Source organism: Rhodococcus sp. G-MC3, from assembly GCF_030063335.1.
Classification (GTDB): Bacteria; Actinomycetota; Actinomycetes; order Mycobacteriales; family Mycobacteriaceae; genus Rhodococcoides.
This window is the reverse complement of the sequence record NZ_JASISW010000016.1, coordinates 79839-101081: the sequence shown is the minus strand read 5'-3', so window position 1 is coordinate 101081 and position 21243 is coordinate 79839. Positions and strand designations below refer to the sequence as shown.

At 63.1% G+C, this 21243-nt stretch carries 19 protein-coding genes; 7 read left to right on the top strand and 12 right to left on the bottom strand.

Going from position 1 to position 21243, the window contains the following annotated elements; translation table 11 throughout:
• The first annotated feature begins 78 nt into the window (after window positions 1-78).
• Entirely contained in the window at window positions 79-855 is a 777-nt protein-coding gene (locus QMK17_RS17990) for an alpha/beta fold hydrolase (protein WP_283510651.1), read from the top strand.
• On the top strand, window positions 856-1155 hold the full coding sequence (locus QMK17_RS17985) for an MGMT family protein (RefSeq protein WP_283510650.1): 300 nt from the start codon (window positions 856-858) through the stop codon (window positions 1153-1155).
• Between the two features lie 6 nt (window positions 1156-1161).
• On the opposite strand, the gene yczR is transcribed toward QMK17_RS17985, so the two are convergent.
• Entirely contained in the window at window positions 1162-2619 is a 1458-nt protein-coding gene (gene yczR, locus QMK17_RS17980) for a MocR-like transcription factor YczR (protein ID WP_283510649.1), read from the bottom strand.
• Between the two features lie 225 nt (window positions 2620-2844).
• On the opposite strand from yczR, the gene QMK17_RS17975 reads away from it, so the two are divergent.
• Both QMK17_RS17975 and QMK17_RS17970 read left to right on the top strand, forming a co-directional pair.
• Window positions 2845-3279 (top strand): PaaI family thioesterase, encoded by a 435-nt coding sequence (locus tag QMK17_RS17975; RefSeq protein ID WP_283510648.1) that lies wholly within the window; start codon window positions 2845-2847, stop codon window positions 3277-3279.
• Entirely contained in the window at window positions 3276-5036 is a 1761-nt protein-coding gene (locus QMK17_RS17970; RefSeq protein ID WP_283510647.1) for an NTP transferase domain-containing protein, read from the top strand. Before QMK17_RS17975 ends, QMK17_RS17970 begins: the two co-directional genes overlap by 4 nt.
• Here QMK17_RS17970 and QMK17_RS17965 read toward each other — a convergent pair.
• From QMK17_RS17965 to QMK17_RS17940, 6 genes are all read right to left on the bottom strand, one after another.
• Complete coding sequence (locus tag QMK17_RS17965) at window positions 4993-5724, bottom strand: sirohydrochlorin chelatase (RefSeq protein ID WP_283510646.1); 732 nt, start codon at window positions 5722-5724, stop codon at window positions 4993-4995. The two genes, QMK17_RS17970 and QMK17_RS17965, sit on opposite strands and share 44 nt — an antisense overlap.
• A gap of 1 nt (window position 5725) precedes the next feature.
• Complete coding sequence (locus QMK17_RS17960) at window positions 5726-6946, bottom strand: uroporphyrinogen-III synthase (RefSeq protein WP_283510645.1); 1221 nt, start codon at window positions 6944-6946, stop codon at window positions 5726-5728.
• Window positions 6943-7344 carry a nitrite reductase small subunit NirD gene (nirD, locus tag QMK17_RS17955; protein WP_283510644.1) on the bottom strand — a complete coding sequence of 134 codons (402 nt, stop codon included), beginning with the start codon at window positions 7342-7344 and terminating at the stop codon, window positions 6943-6945. Before nirD ends, QMK17_RS17960 begins: the two co-directional genes overlap by 4 nt.
• A 103-nt stretch (window positions 7345-7447) precedes the next feature.
• Window positions 7448-9946 (bottom strand): nitrite reductase large subunit NirB, encoded by a 2499-nt coding sequence (gene nirB, locus QMK17_RS17950; protein WP_283510643.1) that lies wholly within the window; start codon window positions 9944-9946, stop codon window positions 7448-7450.
• A 49-nt stretch (window positions 9947-9995) separates the two neighbouring features.
• Window positions 9996-11408 carry a nitrate/nitrite transporter gene (locus QMK17_RS17945; RefSeq protein ID WP_283510677.1) on the bottom strand — a complete coding sequence of 471 codons (1413 nt, stop codon included), beginning with the start codon at window positions 11406-11408 and terminating at the stop codon, window positions 9996-9998.
• A gap of 221 nt (window positions 11409-11629) precedes the next feature.
• Complete coding sequence (locus tag QMK17_RS17940) at window positions 11630-12877, bottom strand: MFS transporter (RefSeq protein ID WP_283510642.1); 1248 nt, start codon at window positions 12875-12877, stop codon at window positions 11630-11632.
• Window positions 12878-12960: 83 nt separating this feature from the next.
• On the opposite strand from QMK17_RS17940, the gene QMK17_RS17935 reads away from it, so the two are divergent.
• Window positions 12961-13656 carry a FadR/GntR family transcriptional regulator gene (locus QMK17_RS17935; RefSeq protein ID WP_283510641.1) on the top strand — a complete coding sequence of 232 codons (696 nt, stop codon included), beginning with the start codon at window positions 12961-12963 and terminating at the stop codon, window positions 13654-13656.
• A gap of 6 nt (window positions 13657-13662) precedes the next feature.
• Here QMK17_RS17935 and QMK17_RS17930 read toward each other — a convergent pair whose 3' ends face one another.
• The 3 genes from QMK17_RS17930 to QMK17_RS17920 form a co-directional block, all read right to left on the bottom strand.
• The gene (locus QMK17_RS17930; protein ID WP_283510640.1) at window positions 13663-14517 is read right to left on the bottom strand and encodes a TIGR02569 family protein; all 855 of its coding nucleotides are present in this window, start codon (window positions 14515-14517) and stop codon (window positions 13663-13665) included.
• 143 nt (window positions 14518-14660) lie between these two features.
• The gene (gene moeZ / locus QMK17_RS17925; protein ID WP_283510639.1) at window positions 14661-15836 is read right to left on the bottom strand and encodes an adenylyltransferase/sulfurtransferase MoeZ; all 1176 of its coding nucleotides are present in this window, start codon (window positions 15834-15836) and stop codon (window positions 14661-14663) included.
• A gap of 54 nt (window positions 15837-15890) precedes the next feature.
• The gene (locus tag QMK17_RS17920) at window positions 15891-17081 is read right to left on the bottom strand and encodes a DUF3152 domain-containing protein (protein WP_283510676.1); all 1191 of its coding nucleotides are present in this window, start codon (window positions 17079-17081) and stop codon (window positions 15891-15893) included.
• 280 nt (window positions 17082-17361) lie between these two features.
• Here QMK17_RS17920 and QMK17_RS17915 point away from each other — a divergent pair, with 280 nt between their 5' ends.
• Window positions 17362-18015 carry a TetR/AcrR family transcriptional regulator gene (locus QMK17_RS17915; protein ID WP_283510638.1) on the top strand — a complete coding sequence of 218 codons (654 nt, stop codon included), beginning with the start codon at window positions 17362-17364 and terminating at the stop codon, window positions 18013-18015.
• Window positions 18016-18111: 96 nt separating this feature from the next.
• Here QMK17_RS17915 and QMK17_RS17910 read toward each other — a convergent pair whose 3' ends face one another.
• Together QMK17_RS17910 and QMK17_RS17905 are read right to left on the bottom strand one after the other, a co-directional pair.
• Window positions 18112-18339: a DUF3107 domain-containing protein gene (locus tag QMK17_RS17910; protein ID WP_283510637.1), complete on the bottom strand. Its 228-nt coding sequence runs from the start codon at window positions 18337-18339 to the stop codon at window positions 18112-18114.
• 127 nt (window positions 18340-18466) lie between these two features.
• Window positions 18467-19198 carry a ferritin-like fold-containing protein gene (locus tag QMK17_RS17905; RefSeq protein ID WP_283510636.1) on the bottom strand — a complete coding sequence of 244 codons (732 nt, stop codon included), beginning with the start codon at window positions 19196-19198 and terminating at the stop codon, window positions 18467-18469.
• A 351-nt stretch (window positions 19199-19549) separates the two neighbouring features.
• On the opposite strand from QMK17_RS17905, the gene QMK17_RS17900 reads away from it, so the two are divergent.
• On the top strand, window positions 19550-21238 hold the full coding sequence (locus tag QMK17_RS17900; protein WP_283510635.1) for a DEAD/DEAH box helicase: 1689 nt from the start codon (window positions 19550-19552) through the stop codon (window positions 21236-21238).
• The last annotated feature ends 5 nt before the right edge of the window (window positions 21239-21243 follow it).

Genomic DNA, 21243 nt, shown 5'->3' with positions numbered 1-21243 from the left:
CATCACGCCCCACCGACAGACTTCGCCTGGAGCCAGGCGACACGGCAACGCAGACGCCGATACGGCATAGTCGAGACCATGCCAGAGCTGAACTTCTTCACCTACGGGCCCGCCGACGGTCCGGAGATTCTTGCAATTCACGGGATGACGGGTCACGGTGCTCGCTGGGCCGATCTTGCCGACAATTATCTTGCCGAGGCCCGCGTGATCGCTCCCGATCTGATCGGCCACGGTCGGTCGCCGTGGACTCCGCCCTGGGACATTGTCACGCAGGTCGAGAGTCTCGCAGCACTACTGACCAGCCAGGCTCGTGGACCGGTCCTCGTTCTGGGTCACTCCTTCGGCGGCGCATTGGCGATACACCTGGCATTGCGGCACCCGGAACTCGTGCGTGCGTTGGTCCTACTGGATCCAGCAATCGATCTGGACGCGGCGGATCTTCTCGAGGTGGCAGGCCTGACTGCCAAATACCCCGACTACACCGATGCCGACGAAGCGAAGTCCGAGAAGATCAACGGCGCATGGGCCGACGTTCCGATCGAGTTGCTGGAGCAGGAAGTCACCGACCATCTGATTCCCGCCGACAACGGACGGGTCACATGGCGGATATCCACTCCGGCGGTGGTCTCGTCCTGGGGCGAATTGGCTCGGCCGCTCGCCGTGCCTCCCGCGGGGACTCCCACCGTGCTGGTCCAGGCCATGCGGGTCCAGCCTCCGTATGTCGGCGATGAACTCAAATCCGCGCTGAAGGAACGTCTGGGAGCCGATCTGAGCATCGTCGAGCTCGACTGCGACCACATGGTCGCGCAGGCGAAACCGACGGAGGTCGCCGAACTGGTGCGCAGGTTGCTCTAGATGGCTCGAATTACGGACGAGCAGGTCGAGTCGGTACGTCGACTCGTTGCATCGGTGCCGGTGGGTAATGTAGTCACCTACGGCGACATCGCTTCCGCCGCAGGGTTGTCCAGTCCGCGGATCGTTGGCTGGATCATGCGCAACGATTCAGCCGATCTTCCGTGGCATCGAGTGTTGTCGGCAAGCGGCAAGCCCGCCGCTCACCTCGCGGCGAAGCAACTCGAACGGCTTCGAGAAGAAGGTGTCCTGGCCAGCTACGGGCGGGTGAACCTGCGAGCGGTGAGGTTCGGTTTCGAGTAGAACGACCTAGACCACCACCTCGGCCGGTTCGACGGTATGTCCCTCCCCTGCCGCGCCCGAGAACGTCTCCGCCAGAACTCGCACGGCAGCACCCAACTCGACGGCGGGACGCGTGAACGGCAGTCGCAATCGATCATCGAAGGCGTACCCGGTTCCGAATCGAGTACCTCTGGCCAACAGTAGATTTTGTGTCGCGGCTCGCCGAACGACATCCTCGGACGTGATGCCCTCCGGCAACGAGCACCACAGCGACAAGCCACCGTCAGGAACTCGGAACGTCCATCCCGGAAGATCGGCGCGCATGTGCGAGACCAGCAGATCTCGCTGTCCCTGCAGCCACGTGCGGCGCGCCGCGAGAACGTCGTCGTAACGCGCTAGCACATGCAGTGCCACAGCCTGTTCGAGTATCGACACCGACAGCTGCCTTTTGGCATAAGTTCTCGCCATCCGAGCAACGAGTTCGCGATCGGATCGGACCCACCCGACTCGAAGTCCGCCCCACACCGTTTTACTGAGGGAACCGATCGAAATAGTCGCTGTCCCAGGTGCCGGAACCCCGAACGGCTCCAGCATGGGCGATCCGTCCAGCACCAGATCGGCCGCAACTTCGTCCACGATCGTCAGAATTCCGTGACGCGCCATCGTCGCCGAAAGCCTTCGTCGACCGGTCGCCGTCATCCTCGCTCCCGTCGGATTGGAGAAATCGGGCATCAGGTACGCCAGTGTCGGTGCGTTCTGGCGCGCGGCACGATCCGCCTCGTCGACGAATGCATCGGGATCAGCGGCATCCACCGGAACTGGAACAGCCAGTGCTCCTACACTTTCCAGAGCCTCTACCGCGCCAGGGTAGGTGGGATGTTCGATGAGCACCCTGTTACCCGGCCGTGCGAACGTTTCGAATGCCAGGTGCGCGGCATCCCCGGCACCCGAGGTGACGACGATCTGGTCGGGGTGGGTCGGTGAACCCCGTTCGGTGTACCGCGCGGCGATCGCCGTGCGAAGTCCATGGGTCCCCGACGGCGCATATCCATGTCCGGCCAGCGCCGAGTCGACCGTGGTCAGCGCATCCGTGAACGCCGCTGACAGAAAAGGCGATGCCTCCGGCGCTGCATTGACGAAGTCGAGCACACCGGGGGATTCCGCGCGCATCATCGCGCCCCACGAGGTTTTTTCCACAGGGATCGCGACGAACGTCCCCGCACCGTGCACGGCCTCCGCCCAGCCTTGCGCTTGCAATGCTTTGTAAGCCGAGGTCACAGTCACGCGGCTGACTCCGAGGGCGTTCGACAACGCACGCTCGGGCGGCAACCGACTCCCCGCTCCAGCCGCTCCATCGGAGATGATGCGCCGCAGGCCATCGCACAGCGCGCGGTAGAGAGGCTGCCCGTCCCCTTCCACTACTCCGAGCAATGCGGCAAGCGCCACAGCATCGAGTTCGGCGGATGTCTTGTTGAACGAGACCATCAGACCACTTTGCCACAGAGGACTGAGCTATCTGCACCAATAGCAGTCCATTATCTATGAATGTTGATAACAGGACTGATTTTTGCACTGGCCGTCGCATCATTGGCCTGGCTTGCGTCGATCATTCGGGGAGGAGGTCGATGCGGCCCCGAAGGACCGCCGAAAAGCCATCGTTTCTCGGACTGACGTGTACCGGACCGACCCCACGCACTAACCTCGTCAGGTATGAACCTCGGACAGTTCGATCCGCGACCGACCGCGAAGTACGAACTTGCCAAGGCAAGCCCGTTCGTGGCCGCAGCAGGACTCGTCGTCGACGAAGTCTCCGGCACCAAGGTGTCAGGACACATCGAACTGACGGAGGAACACCTCACCCCGTGGGGAGTGGTACACGGCGGTGTCTACACCACCGCAGTCGAATCCGCGGCCAGCATCGGCGCAAGCGAGGCAGTCAAGGACCGCGGCGAATTCGCCGTCGGCGTCCACAACGGTACCGACTTCTTGCGCGCCAGCAAAGGCGGCCGCGTCGATGTGATCGCAGAACCATTGCAACAGAGCCAGGTTCAGCAATTGTGGCTGGTAACCATCACTGCATCGGACAGCGGCAAAACGATCGCACGAGGCCAGGTCCGGCTGCAGAACGTCCCGCTTCCGACGTGACACCTCACTCACCAGAATTCACAATCGATGCCATCATCCTCGCCGGAGGTGGCGGTCGCCGAATGGGCGGCGTCGACAAGCCGGCTTTGACCGTCGGAGGGATCAGCCTGCTACAGCGCGCAATCGACGCTACCGCCGTGGCACGCCGCATCGTGGTCGTCGGCCCGCACCGCGACGATCTGCGTCCGGATATCGTGCAGGTCCGCGAAAGTCCGCCGGGTTCTGGGCCCGTGGCGGCCATAGCAGCAGGATTGTCGGCGCTTGCAATTGGAGGTTCCGCGGAGGTCATCATGGTTCTGGCATCCGACCTTCCCTTCGTCGACGAAGGGTCCGTCGACACCGTTCTGTCAGAGCTTCTCTCGCACCCGGCAGTTTTTGCCGCCGACGACTCCGGTCGGACACAGTATCTGTTCGGAGCCTGGCACGCGGGAGAGCTCCGCCGGCGCATAGCCGGCCTCTCGGACACTGCGAACAAGTCCGCGCGGTCGATAGTTCCGGACGACCACGCCGTAGTGAAGATCCCGAACATCGGCGATTGCGACACGCTCGGTGACCTCGCGGCAGCTCGCGAAAGCGCCGCAGCCGACATACCGGATGAGCCGACCCCGACAGCCGACGAGGCCCGCGCCGACATCCGCCGCCACATTTCGCCGCTGCCCACCCGCTCGGTGCCGCTCGCCGGGTCCTTCGGCTCCACCCTGGCGCAACCAATCTTCGCGGCCACTCCCCTTCCGCCCGTAGATATCTCGGCAATGGACGGCTACGCCGTGGCAGGGGACGGACCATGGACGATACACAGCGAAATCGTCTACGCGGGAACCACGCTCGACGAGACGCTCGGCACCGGGCGTGCGATCCGCATAGCAACCGGAGCGCACGTACCAAAGGGTGCGACCTCGACAGTGCGCGACGAGCACGTTGTGCGCGACGGCGCCACGCTGCGTCTTCGCGACGGTGTGCTCACCCGAGACGACACCCGCCGTGCAGGCGAAGACTGGTCTGCGGGAGTGGAATTGGTGGCCGCCGGACGAGAGGTATCGGCTGCAGTCGTGTCGGTTGCGCTCAGCGGCGAAGTGCGCGAACTCACCGTTCGCGGACCGGTTAGTGCCCGAGTGGTGCTGAGTGGGAGCGAGATTCGCAGCGAAGGACCATTGACCCGGGGGCAGACCCGCGACAGTGTCGGTCCTGTCTTCACGCATTACTTGGCAACCTGCGGCATCGCCCTCGTCGACACCGTGTACCTTCAGGACTCCCCTGGCGCGTTCGAAGATCTGCTCGCGCAGTCGACGACCGCCGACGTCGTCATCGTGGTGGGCGCAACCGGCGGTGGTGCTGCCGACCAACTCCGCACGGCACTCGTTCGGGCCGATGCGAAGGTCATCGTCCGCCGCACACAGATTCGGCCGGGCGGTTCCCAGATCACTGCGGTACTGCCCTCGGGAACAGTCGTACTCGGGCTGCCGGGAAATCCTTTGGCCGCGGTGTGCACGCTGATGCTGACCGGGCCCGCCATTGTCGACGCACTGACCTGTCGGACACCGCGGGCGCCCATGATGGGACTACTGACCGGCGAACATTCGGCGACATCATCTGTTGCTCGCCTCGTTCCCGTGAAATTGGACGGGACGCACTGGCGAGTTCAGGAGCACGTTCGTACTGCACATCTGCTGCACCTGGTCGACAGTGACGCGTTAGCGCTGATTCCCGCAGAGTTCAACCCCGGCGTGCCGGTTGAGTTGCTCCTGCTGCCTCGTTGACGAGTCTGGCGGAACCCTCATAGAAACGCTCGGCTACCAAATCTACTATGCCGGAATGCAATCCGATCGGGTCGGCCACCCCGTCGCTACCGGCGTCGGCCAGGCGGGTGTGAAAGAGACCTCGTGCCAGGAGATACGAAGAAACGAACACTCGTCGATGGCCCTCGGCCCTGAGTGTCTCGACTGCGACGGGAACCGCCGGTTCGGCGGTGGCCACATATCCGATTGCGACTCGAACGCGGGTGACCTCGGCGAGCATCGCAGCGGCACGGCGATGCTCCAGAAGTGCTCGTCTGTCCGAGGATCCGGCGGCCGCGAACACGATGGCGTCGCCCGGACGCCAACCGGCCACGACGAGACGCTCGAGCATAACCGATGCAAACACCGGATCCGGCCCGAGTGCACACGTCACCGTCACACTGCGATGACCACTGTCGGCCACCTCTCGCGGAACGTCGGTGTGAACGTGGTATCCCGATGCCAAGAACGCGGGAACAACCACGGCGGGACCGTCCAGTTCACGCAGAACTTCTTTCGGAGTCGGGCCGAGGACGTCGACGAACGCAACGCGCGTCGTGCCAACCTTCAGGCTCACTGCATCGGCGAGTTCGGCGATCATTTCGACGCCGCGTGGATTGCGCGTACCGTGCGCGACGAGAACGAGTGATGCTTTTCCGGGGTTGGTCATGCTAGTACTTGCTCCCTTCGGGGATCCGAATCGGCGACGCATGGGACACCGTGGCAGCCTCGGCTTCGGCAGATTTCTCAGTCACCTCGACGGGATCGACCGCCAGACGGTACCCGCGCTTGACCACTGTATGGATGACCTTCGGAGCGCCGAGCGAAGAGCGAAGCCGTGTCATTGCAGTCTCGACGGCATGAGTGTCGTCACCGCCTCCGGGCAGAGCGGCAAGGAGTTCGTCGCGAGAAACCACCCGTCCCGGCCGAGCTGCGAGTGTCTTCATCAGCGCCATACCGGCAGGCGACACCGAACGCACGACACCGTCGACGACAACACACCTGCTTCGGACGCTCAGAGAATGCCCACCCGCGTCCATTGGCGCGCAGCGCCTCGGAAGCTCCTCCGCGATATGACGAGCCAGTGCGCCCAGACGTGCGCGCGCCGGCTGCGTGGTGGGAACCTTCAGTTGTTCCAGCGGCGCCGCAGTCACCGGGCCGACGCACACGGGAAGCACCCTGGTGCGCATAGATTGCAGCAGAGGTTCGAGTACGCCGTTTTCGTCGGCTCGCATCAGCAGTGACGCCACCGCAGGCGCACTCGTGAAGCTGATTGCATCGAGGTCGCCGACGACGACGGCTTCGATCATTCGATCCATGGGCGCACCGTCGTCCGGGGCGGTCCACCGATAGACGGGAACGGGAACCACGTCGGCGCCCGCCTCGCGCAGCACCTCGCAGAAATCCGGGACAGGCTCCCATTCCGTCGTCGCGCCGTGCAATTGAACCGCAATCCGCTTTCCGTCGACCCCTTCTCGCAACAGGTGCTCGAGAACTTCCGCCGAACATTCCGACGCCGGGCTCCACTCCTCGCGCAGGTCCGCCGCACGAATTGCGCCCTTGGCCTTGGGACCTCGGGCAAGCAATCTGGACGATGCCAATGCGCGTCCCAAATTTTCTGCCTGCCCCCAGCCCTCCGCAGCCTCGATCCACCCACGAAAGCCGATACCCGTTGTTGCAATGGTGATCTCAGGCGGTGCGGCGATTATCGCCTCGGTGACACGTTCCAACTCGGCGTCGTCGGCGAGCGGAATGATACGAATGGCAGGGGCATGCATCACCGACGCACCGCGCCGAACCAGCAGCGTTGCAAATTCCTCGGCTCGACGTGACGCCGTTATCCCGACGGTGAATCCGGCCAGAGGCTCAGTGGCCTCGGCGGGTTGTGTCATGTCGATTCGCCACGCACGAAGATCACTCCGTCGACGATCCTCGTCTCGAAGGATCCGATCGTCGTGGACTCGTCGTCGAGACAGCGGCCGTCGACGAGGGAGTAGACCTGCTTGAGCAGCGGCGAGGCGATCGTCGGCTCGCCTGCGCGGTCGCCGACCAACCCTCGCGACATGACCGCGGCACGGCCGAACGGATCGATGTTGCCGACCGCGAACAAATGACCCCCAGGTAGCAAGAACAGGGCTGCCTGTGTTCCCCCGTGCAACAACACCGCCACGCCTCGGCCAGGGACCAGTGAATCCACAGCGCACGCTGCGGTCCACTCGGGAGCTGTGTGAGTGGCCGAGGCCTGCCCGGTCGTGCTGGCTGTGGTGGTTCGAGAATCGATGACAGTCATCTGTGTACCTCCTGGTGCTATTGCACGTTGCCGATGTTTCTTCGTCGTTAAGTGGCGATTACCCGGGTGTACACATGCGTTCAGTTTCGTGACTGAGCCGTTGTCAGGCCCCGATGGAGGGCATTCCCATCAACACGGGAACTTTGCGTTCTCCACTTTCATCGAAAGTGATCGTCGGATCTGATTCTTCGGGCGCATTGACGAAGGATACGAAGCGGCCCAACTTCTCCTCGTCCTCCAACACTCCGGCCCACTCGTCCTTGTATCCGGCTACGTGGCGATCCATATCGGCTTCGAGTTCTGCGCCGATCCCGAGACTGTCATCGCAGACGACTGCTTTCAGGTGCTCGAGTCCGCCGTCGAGGGAATCGAGCCAGGGCGCCGTCCGCTGGAGACGATCGGCGGTTCGGACGTAGAACATGAGGTACCGGTCGATGTAGCTGACGAGCGTTGCGTCGTCGAGGTTCGACGCCAACAACTGCGCGTGCTTGGGCGACTGTCCGCCGTTTCCGCCGACATAGAGATTCCAGCCGCCCTCGGTGGCGATGATGCCGACGTCCTTGCCGCGAGCCTCCGCACACTCGCGAGCGCACCCGGACACACCGAACTTGATCTTGTGAGGCGACCGCAGGCCCCGGTAACGATTCTCGAGGTCCACGGCCATACCGACAGAATCCTGCACGCCGTAGCGGCACCAACTCGAGCCGACGCAGCTCTTGACCGTTCGCAGCGACTTACCGTACGCCTGACCGGATTCCATGCCGGCGTCCACCAGACGTTTCCAGATAGCCGGCAGCTGCTCCACCCGAGCACCGAACATGTCGATGCGCTGACCACCGGTGACCTTGGTGTACAGACCGAAATCGCGTGCCACCTCACCGATGACGATGAGCTGCTCGGCGGTGCACTCCCCTCCCGGCATCCGTGGAACGACGGAATACGTGCCGTTCTTCTGAATGTTTGCAAGGAAGTGATCATTGGTGTCCTGCAGCGATGCCTGCTCACCGTCGAGGATGTGGTCCGAGGACGTCGATGCCAGAATCGAGGCGACGACGGGCTTACAGATGTCGCAACCACTTCCGTTGCCGTACTTGGCGATCAGCGAGGAGAACGTGCGGGTATTGGTCGCCCGCACGATCTCGAACAGCTCGGCACGTGATTGAGAGAAGTGCTCACACAGCGCCTTCGACATCACCACACCGGACGCTGCGAGTAATTGCTTGATCGACGGGAGGCATCCTCCACACGTGGTTCCGGCGGAGGTGCAATTCTTTACCGCGGCCACATCGCATGCGCCGCCTTCGATTGCGCCGCAGATTGCCCCCTTGGTAACGCCGTTGCACGAGCAGATCTCCGCATCGTCGGGCAGGGCGCCCATACCGACCTGCTCGGCCGCAGGCGAGATCAACGAGCCGGGATCACCGGGAAGTTCACGTCCGACAAGAGGTCGGAGCAAGGAGTACGCAGTGGCATCGCCGACGAGGATTCCACCGAGCAGAGTCTTCGCGTCGTCGGACACGACAAGCTTGGCGTACGTTCCCTTCGGTGCGTCGCTGAAGACGACCTCCAATGCTCCTGGCGTCGCGGCCATGGCGTCGCCGAAGCTGGCGACGTCGACGCCCATCAACTTGAGCTTCGTGGACATGTCAGCGCCGGGGAACTCGGCTTCGCCGCCCAGCAGGCGATCGGCGACGACCTCGGCGGTCGAGTAGCCCGGAGCGACCAGGCCGTAGCACCGGCCTTCGACTGCGGCGCACTCGCCGATCGCGTAGACATCGGGATCTGCGGTACGGCAGCCGATGTCGACCAAGATTCCGCCGCGCTCACCGACGTCGAGACCGCAGTCGCGTGCAAGCTGATCCTGCGGACGCACACCCGCGGAGAACACCAGAAGCGCTGCGTCGATGACGCTACCGTCGGAGAGCTCCACCGCCAGACCAGCTCCGTCGGGGTTCTCGGTGATCGACGACGTTCCGACGCCCGCGTGCACGTGCAACCCCAGATCGGTGACCAGACGTGCCAGCAGCGCGCCGCCACCTTCATCGACCTGCAACGGCATGAGTCGCGGAGCGAACTCGACGACATGCGGTGTCATGCCCATTTTCTTCAGCGCATTGGCCGCTTCGAGCCCGAGCAATCCTCCGCCGACAACGACGCCGACCGCCCCCGGACCTGCAGCGTCGGCGCGTGCCCTGATCTCGTCCAAATCGGAGAGGGTGCGGTAGACGAAACACTCCGGGCGATCGTGGCCGGCGATCGGAGGAACGAAAGGATATGAGCCGGTGGCGAACACGAGCGCGTCGTAGTCGACGATGTCACCGGTCGAGGTCGTGACCGTTTTCCCGGCCCGATCGATACTGTCGGCTCGCACGCCGAGCCTCATGTCGACGATGGCGTCACCGGGATAGTCGTTGCCCGCGAGAGCAAGTTCTTTGTGATCCCAGGCGCCGACATAGGACGAGAGTCCCACGCGGTCGTAGGCCGGCAGTGCCTCCTCGCACAGCACCGTGACCTTCCAGTCGGAAGCGTCGTCCCGTGCGCGAAGCGCCTCGACGAATCGGTGACCGACCATTCCGTGTCCTACAACCACCGCGTTCTTCACGTGAGGTCCTTTCAAAGTATTTGTCGATCGAAGCTCGAGAGTTGTCGAGTCAGACCGCGACGGATGCGTTTGTCGCCTCGTCTGCAATGACACGAGGCTTGCGGAGGTAGACGGCCCAGGTAACCAATCCGCACAGAACGTAGAAGCCGAGGAAAACCCAGAAGGCGTTCGTCGCAGACTTTGCGGAGCCCGTGTACGAGGCGCGCAGAACCAGATTGATACCGACACCGCCCAAAGCGCCGATGGCACCGGCGATTCCGATGAGCGCTCCCGACATCCGACGCGACCAGTGCTGCTGCTCATTCGTTGTCATGCCTTGCAATTCGACCGACTTGGCAGCGAAGATCGCAGGAATCATCTTGTAAACCGAGCCATTGCCCAGACCGGACAGCAGGAACAAGAGGATGAATCCTACGACGAAGAGCGTCATCATCGTTCCGCTGGCTGCACCGGCTGTGCCGTCGTCCCAGGTGCTTGCGGCAACCAGAATTCCGGTGGAAAAGACCATCGCGACGAAGGTGTATAAGGTGATCTTGCCGCCGCCGATCTTGTCGGCGAGCTTGCCGCCGAAGGGACGCGAGATCGATCCGAGGAGAGGTCCGAGGAAGGCGATCTGCGCTGCGTGCAGCGACGCCTGCGCCTGCTGCGGCGGCGTGGCAGGAGCGCCGTCGGTGAGGCCGGCCAGGAAGTTGATCTGTAGCACCTGACCGAACGCGAAGCTGAAGCCGATGAACGAACCGAAGGTGCCGATGTAGAGGAACGCGATCCACCATGCGTCGGAAAACTTGAGAACGTCGATCATCGAGCGGCCGTTGGTCTTCTGGTTGTCGAGGTTGTCCATGAAGAGGGCCGCACCGACTGCTGCGACGGCGATGAAGACGAGGTAGATGGCACAGACCAGCTCCGGGGCCGTGTTGCCGATCGTGGCGATGACGAGTAGGCCGATCAACTGAATCACGGGCACACCGATGTTGCCGCCACCTGCGTTCAGCCCTAGCGCCCAGCCCTTTTCGCGTTGCGGGTAGAACGCGTTGATGTTGGTCATCGACGAGGCGAAGTTGCCACCACCGAGACCGGCGAACGCGGCGACCACAATGTAGGTGGTGTACGACGCCGGGTTCAACATGAAGTACATGGTCAGAAGCGTTGGGATCAGCAGCACCAGCGCGCTGAAGATCGTCCAGTTGCGGCCGCCGAACTTCGCGGTCGCGAACGTGTACGGAATGCGGAGGATCGCGCCGACCAGCGTGGGCACCGCGACCAGGAAGAACTTACCTGCAGCGTCGATGCCGTAGACCGAGACCGGCATGAACAGAACCATGACGGACCAGATCGACCAGATCGAGAAGCCGACGTGTTCGGCTACGACGGACCAGATCAAGTTCCGTTTCGCAATTGCTTTGCCGCCGCCCTCCCAGGCCGCTACATCCTCGGAGTTCCAGTGACTGATGCGATGCTTGATCGACACTGGAACCGTCCCCGGCTCTGGCGTCGCTGTCGAAGCAGTTTCGGCTGATGGTGCCTCGGGTGTGCTGGTCACGTGGGCCTCCTGATCGCGTGGGAGACCCAAAGATAGAAAAACCATGTTGCGCGGGCGCTGCCCGCGGTGACCTGTGGATTAACTTGGTCTCACGTTGCCAATTCAGCATTCGTGAGACGGAGGAAGCACGACCTCCGCGATGATCACCAGGTGTCTTCCAGCATTCGCGGCCTGCAGCAGAAGAATCCGCCGACCAGAAGAACTGCGACACAGCCGGTCAGGACGAGAATCGGAACGGCCCAACCGCCGGAGAGTGTGTGCAGCAGACCGAACGACAGCGGACCGGTCGCCGACACCACGTAACCGAGGCCCTGGGTGAAACCGGACAGACCCGAGGAGCCGGCAGGTGTACGCGTCCGCAGGTTGATGAGCGTCAGCGACATCGGGAAGGTCATCGTGCCGAGACCGATGAAGCACACCCACAGAACGGTACCGCTGGTCGGTGAGAAATACAGGCCGGCGAAGCCGACGAGGTAGAACACCGCTGCTGCAACGACGAGTCCGAATGGGTTGCGCAGGCGGGCACACAACGATGGCGCAACCAGCGAGGAGATCAATCCCATGGCTCCGAACGCCGCGACCGAGGCACCCGCGAGAGCTTCATCGATCCCTGCGTCGGTGAGAATCGTGGGTAGCCAGGTCAGCATCGAGTACGTGATGAAGGAAGTCATCGCGAACATGCAGACCATCCCCCAGGCCAGGGACGAGCGCCAGATTTTGCCGGGCCCGGCCTCGTGCACCGCAGCCGATCCTGCCTCGGCGGAGACGTCTTCGGTGTCGCGACCGCGGCGTGCGAGAACTACGCCGAGCCACGGCACCGCTGCTGCCACGCCCACCAATGACCAAACACCGATCGAGATGCGCCATCCGTGCGCTTCGGCGACGGGAACGGCCAGCAGCGGCGGAACCATGGTGCTGATCTGCAGCGCACAAATGTAGAGAGTGCTGACAACAGCCAGCCGGTCCGAGAAGTAACGCTTCACGAGAGGCGGGATGACAACATTTCCGATGCCCATACCCGCAAGGGCGATCGCCGAGAGACCGAGCAGCGATGCGGTGCCCGGCGCGAACGCACGCGTTGCCATACCGATCGTCGTCAGCGTCATCGCGATCAGCGCGGCGCGTTCGAGTCCGGTCCGCTTGACGATGATGGGTGTCAGGAGACCGAACACGGCAAACATTGCCGGTGGCAACATGCCCACCAGTCCGACGACGGCGGATCCGAAGTGCAGGTCTGCGCCGATACGACCGAACAGCGGGCTGATCGAAGTGACTGCTGCACGCAAGGTCAGCGCCGAGACGATGATGGCAGCGAAGACCAGTACGCGCCCACGAAACAGGTGTGGCGCGCGGGAACGGACATCGGCCTCGGTCACGACGGTAGAACTCACCCCTAAATCATAGGATGACCGGATCATCTGGCGCAAAGCAGTAAACTGGCGAGCACAACGGGAAGCCAACAGGAGAGTCACGCGTGCAACACGTCCAGCGGTCCAGCCTCATTTCACAAGTGACGGCGCAACTTCGCGAGGAAATTGTCAGCAAACGCTGGTCCGTCGGGACGCGTATTCCGACCGAGCCGGAGCTCTGCGAGTTGACCGGAACCGGAAGAAATACGGTGCGCGAGGCCGTGCAGGCCCTCGTCCACGCTGGCATGGTCGAACGCAGGCAAGGGTCGGGCACGTTCGTCATGGCCACCTCCGATCTCGGAGGAACTCTCGGAAAATTTTTCGCCGACTCGCAGGACAGAGACGTCACCGAGTTGCGGCGCACCCTGGAGGTGACGGCAGCCGTCCTCGCCGCCGAGCGAAGAGACACCGAGGACATCCGCGCACTGACCGAGGCCCTAGAGAACCGCAACCACTCGTGGGCGAACGACACTACCGAGCATGCGATCGCCGTGGACGCTCGGTTCCACCGCGCCATCGTGGCAGCGAGTCACAATGCGATCTATCTCGAGTTCTACGACTCTCTTCTTCCGACGATCGAACGCACGATGCGCCACCATGTCACCGCACATGGAAACGGCTACGCCGACGAGCATTCCGCGCTCGTCGACGCCATCGTCAGCGGAGACGCCGAAGGCGCACGTATCGCGTCTTTGACGTTCTTCGACGAGCTCGGAACCGACAGTCAAGCGACGAGCGCGCCCGAACCTTCGGCCCGCTAGATCTCCCTACAGCAACAGCCGTACGAGATCTGCCGTCCGCGCCAGCCCAGGGAACGCCTCGGGCGTCGATCGAGCGTGCAGCGCATGCACTGAGAAACGGAAAATCAAAGCGCGCAACAACATCTGCGGCCACTCCGGCAGATCTTCCCACCGGCCGATCAGGGCATCGTCGGCACCGCCCCACGAAATGGCGTCCACCACCGTCACCGCCGCAGCCCATGACGCAGGCCGCCAATACGGAGCAATGTCGGTGATGCCAGGCGCGTCGTTGCCCTCGAACAGCACAGTGCCGAACAGATCACCGTGCACCAACTGCTCTTGCGACATCACGGCTTTTCGTAGACTCGCAAGCTGGGTGATCAGCTCGAGACTCTGTTTGCCGTCCTTCGTCGTCACTTCGGGCGCACCCGCAGCGCGGGCGGCTCGCAACGGTGTCGCCTCCCATGCCGCACGGTCTGCAGCGACGAACACATCGGCGTCAGCCCACGGCGCGACCGGGGGTTGAACCAGAAAACGGGGGCGCTCGAGCTGGGCGGTAGCCGCATGCAGTCGCACGGACAACGACACCACTTCGTCGTGCCGAGGCTCGGGCGAGCCCGCAATGAAGGTGTCGGCGCGCCAACTGCTGACGACATATCGCCCGTCGGTCGACCGGACGGGTCGTGCCAACCTGACGCCGTCGACCGACAGATTTTCACGCACTTTCGCAGACCACGCCGCTCTCGCGTGGTCTGCAACAGGCGACAGAACAACGTCGCCGAGCCGCCACCCACCGTCCCAATCCCCGCCGAGCGGGGTAGGAGGTACGTTTCGCAGCCCGAACGTGGAGATCACGTGCTGAGGGGGTTCCACTGAGCTCACGCACTTCACGGTACCGCCGACCTGCCACGGCGGTCCTTAGGCGCGCTAGTCGGTAAGCGCCTTAGTCGGTAAGAGCTCGAGTCGGCTGGACGGCAGAAAGGCAGCGGCGTCGGACAAGCAGTGGCGTCGGACAAGCAGCGGTGTCAGTACGAGGGAAGGGACGGATCAACCTGATTGGCCCAGGCAACGATCCCGCCCTGCAAGTGAACAGCGTCGGAGAAGCCTGCCCGTTTGACCACGGCCAGCGCCTCGGCTGACCGAATCCCTGTCTTGCAGTGAAGTACGACCCTGCGATCCTGAGGCAGCTCCGCCAGCGCCTCACCTGACATGATCCGACCCTTGGGGATCAGCGTCGCGCCGTCGATTCGCACGATGTCCCATTCGACGGGCTCGCGCACGTCGATCAGCGCAAAATTTTCGGAGCTGTTCATGAGCGCCGCCAATTCCATCGGAGTGATCGTCGACCCGTCCGCTGCCGCCTCTGCGTCCGCCGAGACAACACCACAGAACTCGTCGTAGTCGATCAATTCTGTCACCGCCACGCGCTCCGGGTCTCGCTGCACCCTGATTGTCCGATAGGTCATCGCGAGTGCGTCATACACGATCAGGCGGCCGAGAAGGGTGTCTCCGATGCCCGTGATCAGCTTGATCGCCTCGGTCACCATGATCGAGCCGACCGACGCACACAACACACCGAGTACCCCGCCCTCGGCGCACGACGGCACCATCCCCGGCGGCGGAGCTTCCGGGTACAGATCTCGATAGTTCAGCCCGACACCCCCTGGCGCGTCCTCCCAAAAGACCGATACCTGACCTTCGAATCGGTAGATGGACCCCCAGACGTAGGGCTTTCCTGCAAGTATCGCCGCATCGTTGACGAGGTAGCGGGTCGCGAAGTTGTCGGTGCCGTCGAGAATCAGATCGTATTGCTCGAAGAGCTCGACCGCATTCGACCGATCCAAACGGAATTCGTGGAGCCTGACGTCGACGCCGTCGTTCAGCTCATGAATGGAATCTCGCGCACTGGCCGCCTTGGATCTGCCGACATCAGACCGACCATGGATGACTTGGCGCTGGAGATTGGACAGTTCCACCTCGTCGAATTCGACGATACCCAGCGTTCCGACGCCTGCAGCCGCGAGGTAGGCAAGCGCAGGCGATCCCAGTCCCCCTGCGCCGATGACGAGAACGCGTGCCGCTCGCAACCGGCGCTGCCCGTCCATTCCGACCTTCGGGATGATGAGGTGCCTGCTGTAACGAGCTACGTCCTGATTCGACAGCTCACCTGTCGGCTCTACGAGGGGCGGCAGCTGAGTCATGTCACGACGCTACCGAACATCGGCGTCGAGAACTGCAGCAGGAGCGGTGAACCGTCAAGCGCGCGGATGCGGCCACGAGTTGAATCTGCAGGTCTTGCCGTCCATCGGCACGACACCCTCCGGATCGAGCCGCGCGATGTCGTCGTTGGACGTCCCGAAAGACTGTTGCATCATCACCGGCGCAAGCCCGCCGTCGATCTCACACGGCTGATGCTGCTGGTAGCCGATCGCGTGGCCGACCTCGTGATTGATTTGGTATTGCCGATAAGAACCGATGTCGCCTTGGAACGCGACAGCGCCGCGAACCCACCGAGGCTCGTTGAGCACGACCCGGCCGATACCGGGGTTGTAGCAGGACACTTCGAGTTGGATGTCGTATCCGCATGCCTGACGGATACTCATCTGCGACGTCAGGGAGATCCGAAAGTCCGGTTCTCCCTGATCTATCCGCCGAAACGCAAAACGCGGGTCGTTTGTCCAACTCTTGGGATTTCTGAGCGTCTCGTCGACGAGTCGACCGAAAGACTCGTCACCACCGAAGCCTGCTGTGTCCACCCCGTCCTCGACCTCGACGCTGTAGGTGAACACTCGTTCGGTTCCCTGCCCCACCTGATCGCTCATGCCGGGTACGAGGTGCCACGTACCTGCTCCCTGCACAGTGAACGAGCCACCGTCCGGCAGCTCGCCCGACGGAATGGATTCGGCGAAGTTGCCGTCGGCTGTCGGAGGTACCCCGATCACCCCGGTGGTGTCCGTCGTACCGGAACTCAGCTCACCGAACCCTGGTTCGGCAGCCTGGGAGGAACCAGCAGTGATCGGCGACGTACCAGGATCTCCAGTCCGCACTGCATCGACTACTACCAGGGTGGTGACCACCAGAAGAATTGGAATGGCATATGCGCGCCAGCCGTACACGGACGCGAACTTGCCGAGCTTGGACTGCTTCCTCACTGTGCGCTCCGGCCGCGGAGAACGAGTCCGCTGCGATTCGCTACGCGCAGTCGGATCCCACTGTGCTCGTAACGGCTGATGCGACCCGCGTCCGCCAACCTCACGAGGGAGGTCGTCGGACGTTCGACCGTCGGATCCGCCGGAGCTGCCGTCGTCGGGGCGTCGCGGTCGACCTTCTGACGGGCCTTCGCTGCGGACGCGACGTGGTTCGGACCCCCGATGTTCCGCGTAACGGTTCTCGTCGGCGTCTGCCCATGTCCGCCCGCTGCTCCGCGGTCCGCCTCGGTCAGTCACCACGCCAGAATCTCACAGTCGTCCGCGTACGCCGCCCGCCGCGCCGATGTTTGTGGGTCCGAACAAACCCTAGGACGAGTAATCCTTCGCGTAACCGACCCTTCACCTACTCGGAACAACCGATGCGCGACGACCCGCGCACCGCAGAGGTCGACGAGGAGGCGCTGGCGGGTATCGTTGCTTCACGATCTGCGCAATGGATAACGGCGGCTCCTCGACTCGAGCCAGCGAGCCGTTCCTTACTACTCGCGCGGTGACGACGCGGATGGGAATTACCACAATGACTGAACTCGCGGATCGGATGTCCTCGGACCGTCCGACCTCAACACCAGGCCGTCGAAGCGCTCGGTTACCGCGTGAAGCGCGACGCGCGCAACTGCTCGCAGCGGCAAGCGAGATCTTCGTGACCCGCGGTTACCACGCGTCGGGCATGGACGAGATCGCCGAATGCGCGGGCGTGAGCAAGCCGGTTCTCTACCAGCACTTCCCTGGCAAGCTCGAGCTTTACCTCGCTGTGCTTCAGAGCTATGTCGACACTCTGATTTCGGGCGTCCGGCAGGCACTGCGTTCCACGACAGACAACCGCAAGCGCGTCCGAGCTGCCGTTCTGGCGTTCTACGACTTCGTCGACACCGACACTCAAGGCTTCCGGTTGGTGTTCGAGTCCGACCTCATGGGTGACCCTCAGGTCAACGCACGTGTCGAACAGGCCACCGAAGCATGCGTCGATGCTGTGTTCGACCTCGTTGCGCACGACTCGGGTCTCGACCCGTACCGCGCCCGTGTTCTCGCGGTCGGCTTGGTCGGCGCAAGTCAGTTCACCGCCCGTTACTGGCTCGAAGCAGACCGCCCGATCTCCAAGGAAGACGCGGTCGACACCACGGTCTCGCTCGCGTGGGGCGGACTGTCCCACGTTCCGCTTCAGTCCCCATGACCTGCTGACAGCAAACAAAGGGCCGCGCATCGCTCCTGGCGATGCGCGGCCCTTTCGTGTGCCCGAACTGGGCTGCATGTCACATATTCGTCTGCATTACGAGGTAGCGAAACCGACCTTGCGCGAATCGGCGGGACCGATCTCGACGTAGGACACCTTCGCGGACTGCACGAGGTACTTACGACCCTTTTCGTCCACGAGGGACAGAATGTCCTTCTTACCGCTCAAGGCCTCGGCGACGAGCGTCTCGACCTCTTCCGGAGACTGGCCACTGTTCACCACGAGCTCGCGAGAGCTTTCCGTTACACCGATCTTGACCTCCACGGCCAACCTCCGAACTCATAGATTTAGCGTGCGCTGCTCCGCTCAAGGCTAGTGCCTCCCGGTTCGGCAGGCCTCACCCGTGGCTGTGCTGTCAGCGAACACACGCTTCTCGCCGGCCGACGACAGGTCAGATCAAGCCGAGAACACCCATTCTTTCCGAATGTTGTTCCTGCATCCGATCGAAGAGCGCCGCGACTCCGTTGAGATCGCCGGACGACGTGATCACCAGATCGGTCAGGCTTTCGCGCTGCGCCAGAACGAACTGCGCCTGAGTGATCGCTTCTCCGAGCAGCCGTCGACCCCACAGCATCAGCCGCGCCTTGTCCTGAGAACTCGCTTTCACACGGGTCGACACCTCGTGCACGACGAACTCCGAGTGCCCCGTTTCCGCCAGCACCTCGCGGACCGTCGCCGCGACAGCTGGATCCAGCGTGTGGGCGATTTCGCGGTAGAAGTCCGCCGCCAACCCATCTCCCACGTGAGCTTTGACGAGAACTTCCAACCACGTCGACGGGTTGGTCGACGCGTGATAGTCGTCGAGCGCGCGAACAAAAGGATCCATGGCGGAGTACACCTCGACGCCACGATCGGACAATGCGTTCACCAGTGTCTCGAAGTGATTCATCTCGGCTGCGGCCATGCTCGCCAGTGCCACGCGCCCCTGCATGGACGGCGCCATGCGTGCATCCTCGGCCAACCGGTAGAACGCCGAGATCTCGCCGTACGCGAGAACTGCCAGCAGCTCCGGAACCCCGGGGTGATCGAACGGAATCCGCGCTTGCTCGCCTGAACTTGTCGGTGTACCGAGCGTGTCGGACAGTGCTTCGTCGGTGAACGATTCGGACGAGTGGGCTCCCATGCGTTAGATCGTAGTCTCGCCCGCCACCCCACCGCGCCGCCGCCGACATGCGAATGTTCACACCGACTCGCACGGCCGGGACCAGCAAGATAGGGCAAGATATGCGAATTGAGTGCCGGGCAAGCTACCATGGTGCTCGGATATCCGCCCGGACCGATAGCACGGACCGATTTTCGACGCGGAGATCCGCGACAATGTGTGCGCACCTGATCTTCGTTCGCAACGACTGCTTCGCCTGTCGAGTTCTTCACAGTTCCAACGACACGGCTGAGGCTCGCTGCGGCATCACAGAAGGATCGAGGGCATCGACTTCGGCCGGCAATAGGCCTGTGTCCTTTCTTGTGCGTACGTGTGACCACGAGGAAGGCTAGAACACTGAGCAAGATCGTCATCGACCAAGAACCCGAAACCGGCGACACCACGTTGTCGGCCCAGCTCGACGACACCCACGTACCGCCCACGTTCGCAGAACTCGGCGTACGCGAGGACATCGTCCGGTCCCTGAAAGACATCGGGATCGAGCGCACCTTCGCCATTCAAGAATTGACGCTGCCCCTGGCACTGGCAGGCGACGACCTCATCGGTCAGGCCAGAACCGGAATGGGCAAGACCTTCGGTTTCGGAGTTCCGCTGCTTCACCGCATCGCCACGCCGGACTCGGGCACCCATCCACTCGACGGCACACCGCGGGCGCTGATAATCGTTCCCACGCGTGAGCTGTGCGTTCAGGTCACCTCCGATCTCGAGAACGCAGCGAAGCACCTGAAGTCGACCAACGGACCGGTGAAGGTTCTGTCGATTTACGGTGGTCGCCCGTACGAAGCGCAGATCAACGCTCTCCAGAAGGGCGTCGATGTCGTCGTCGGCACCCCGGGTCGGCTCCTCGACCTGGCAAAGCAAGGGCACTTGATCCTCGGCAAGGTCGGCGTCCTCGTTCTCGATGAGGCCGACGAGATGCTCGATCTCGGATTTCTCCCCGACATCGAACGCATTCTCGGCATGGTTCCGGACAAGCGTCAGACGATGTTGTTCTCGGCGACGATGCCGGGTCCGATCATCACACTCGCCCGTACCTTCCTGACGCAGCCGACCCATATCCGCGCAGAGGAAGCGGACTCGTCCGCCGTGCACGATCGGACGAAGCAGCATGTCTTCCGTGCACATGCGCTCGACAAGGTCGAGATGGTGTCGAAGGTTCTGCAGGCCAACGGTCGCGGCGCCACGATGATCTTCACTCGTACCAAGCGCACCGCCCAGAAGGTAGCCGACGAACTCCTCGAACGCGGCTTCGCCGTCGGCGCGGTCCATGGCGATCTGGGCCAGATCCAGCGTGAGAAGGCTCTGAAGAAGTTCCGCACCGGCGGCATCGACGTTCTGGTCGCCACCGACGTTGCTGCCCGCGGTATCGACATCGACGACGTCACGCACGTCATCAACTACCAGTGCCCCGAGGACGAGAAGACCTACGTCCACCGGATCGGCCGTACCGGCCGTGCTGGACGCACCGGTATAGCCGTCACGCTCGTGGACTGGGACGACATTCCGCGGTGGCAGCTCATCGACAAGGCGCTCAAACTCGACACGCCCGACCCCGTCGAGACGTACTCGAGCTCACCCCACCTCTTCGAAGAACTCGACATTCCCACCGATGTCACCGGTTCAGTGAAGAAGAAGTCGGTGAAGCCCGCAGAGTCCGAGAGCTCCGATACGACAGACGACGGCCCCAAGCATGCGGACGACACCGAGCATGCGACTGTCGAGACGACAGCCGCCACCAAACCTCGCCGAAGCCGGTCCCGTCGGCGGACGCGCGCTGGTGAGTCCGCGACAGGTCATACCGAGGCCCCGAAGTCAGGGGCGGTGGACACCGTGTCCGGTGATTCCGCACCATCCGATTCCGAGGGTCGCCCGGCAACATCAGGCGATTCGGATTCGGCGGCACCGCGCAAGCGTCGCCGACGTCGTCGCCCGTCCTCCTCTACCGCACCCGCACAGGACACGGCCGGTCAGCAGGAGACCGTTCGGTCCTCGGCCGAGTAGTCTCC

Excerpts from the sequence above, each read along its gene's own strand:
- moeZ (WP_283510639.1), bottom strand. The coding sequence starts at position 15,836 with ATGACTCAGCTGCCGCCCCTCGTAGAGCCGACAGGTGAGCTGTCGAAT.
- QMK17_RS17905 (WP_283510636.1), bottom strand. The coding sequence starts at position 19,198 with ATGGGAGCCCACTCGTCCGAATCGTTCACCGACGAAGCACTGTCCGAC.
- QMK17_RS17975 (WP_283510648.1), top strand. The coding sequence starts at position 2,845 with ATGAACCTCGGACAGTTCGATCCGCGACCGACCGCGAAGTACGAACTT.
- QMK17_RS17960 (WP_283510645.1), bottom strand. The coding sequence starts at position 6,946 with ATGACACAACCCGCCGAGGCCACTGAGCCTCTGGCCGGATTCACCGTC.
- QMK17_RS17915 (WP_283510638.1), top strand. The coding sequence starts at position 17,362 with ATGACTGAACTCGCGGATCGGATGTCCTCGGACCGTCCGACCTCAACA.
- QMK17_RS17990 (WP_283510651.1), top strand. The coding sequence starts at position 79 with ATGCCAGAGCTGAACTTCTTCACCTACGGGCCCGCCGACGGTCCGGAG.
- nirD (WP_283510644.1), bottom strand. The coding sequence starts at position 7,344 with ATGACTGTCATCGATTCTCGAACCACCACAGCCAGCACGACCGGGCAG.
- yczR (WP_283510649.1), bottom strand. The coding sequence starts at position 2,619 with ATGGTCTCGTTCAACAAGACATCCGCCGAACTCGATGCTGTGGCGCTT.
- QMK17_RS17985 (WP_283510650.1), top strand. The coding sequence starts at position 856 with ATGGCTCGAATTACGGACGAGCAGGTCGAGTCGGTACGTCGACTCGTT.
- QMK17_RS17965 (WP_283510646.1), bottom strand. The coding sequence starts at position 5,724 with ATGACCAACCCCGGAAAAGCATCACTCGTTCTCGTCGCGCACGGTACG.